This window comes from Myxococcus sp. CA023 (assembly GCF_010998615.1).
Taxonomy (GTDB): Bacteria; Myxococcota; Myxococcia; order Myxococcales; family Myxococcaceae; genus Myxococcus.
In genome coordinates, this window is record NZ_JAAEAH010000177.1 from 1 (window position 1) to 1,227 (window position 1,227).

Sequence of the window (1,227 nt, forward strand, 5' to 3'; positions counted from 1 at the left end):
CCTCGAGTGATGGGATGTCCCTGCTGCTCTTTGCGCGTTTTGCGGCGGTGGAGGACCCGAGGCGGCACGCGCACAAAGTGGTCTTCCCGCTCGAACTGTTGCTGCTCATCGTCTTTGGAGCGGCGCTGAGCGACATGCCTGGATGGCAGGGGGCCGCGGACTTTGCGCGACTGAAAGAGGCATGGCTGCGCAAGCTGTGTCCCTGGGATAGCCCCGGGACGCCGTCCGCCGATACCCTGGAGCGTGTCATGGGGAGACTGGACGCGGAACTCTTCGCGGAGGGGTTTTCGGTCTGGATGAGGGATGTGGCGGCACGGCGCGCGCTGCCTTCGAGCGGAGTGCAGCAGGTCGCCGTGGACGGCAAGAGTCTACGGGGGGCACGTACGACGGGCGCGTCGAGCGTGCCGATGCACCTTGTTCACACCTATCTGGTCGAGGGTCGCGCCAGCCTCCTGGTGGGGCTGGCGCCCGCGCCAGGTGGTGCCTCGAGTGAGGCAGCGGTAGCCGCGGACCTGCTGAGCCTGCTGGAGTTGACCGACACGGTGGTGACAGGCGACGCGAACCTTCTGACGGGCGTCCTGGCCGACGGCATCGTGAATGCTGGGGGAGGCTATGTCCTGGCCCTCAAGGGCAACCGGGGGCCCGTGCACGCCACGGTGTGCGAGACGTTGTGCGTCGTGGGCGGCAAAGACGTGCTGGATGAGGCACGGGCAGAGTCCTTGTGCGATTCACGCACGGACAGCGGGGAGGAAGCAGGCCATGGCCGAAAAGAGCAACGGCGTGGCTGGGCCTTCGACGTGAAGCACTTCCCCCGCGTGCAGCACTACCTGCCGCACGCCAGGAGTGTGTTGGCGCTGGTTCGAGAGCGTTCTGTCGTTACGCTGAACGGCACCGAGACAAGCCGCGAGCTGCATTTCTTCGTCAGCACCCGCGAGCCCTCCGATGCCGCAGCCATGGCGACCTTCGTGCGTGCGCACTGGGAGGTGGAAAGTGGGCTGCATCAGCGTCTGGACGTCGTGCTGCATGAGGATGCCACGCGCATCCACAACGGCCCAGGCGCTCAGAACCTCGCCGTGGTACGCCGAGCCGCTCTCGCCGTCCTGAAGGCTGACACCTCGTTCAAGGCAAGTCTGCCCAGACGCGTGCGGCAGGCTGGTCACGACGACACCTACCGCACCCACCTCCTCACCCTCGTCATTTCATAGGCCTATCGTGCGGGTACCCTGC

1 protein-coding gene is annotated in these 1,227 nt (G+C 66.2%); it reads left to right on the forward strand.

Annotated features, from left to right (window positions below; translation table 11 throughout):
- Positions 1 to 1,205 (forward strand): ISAs1 family transposase (locus F8M74_RS37140; protein ID WP_203330849.1); only part of this gene is annotated, 1,205 nt, incomplete at its 5' end.
- Positions 1,206 to 1,227: the final 22 nt, after the last annotated feature.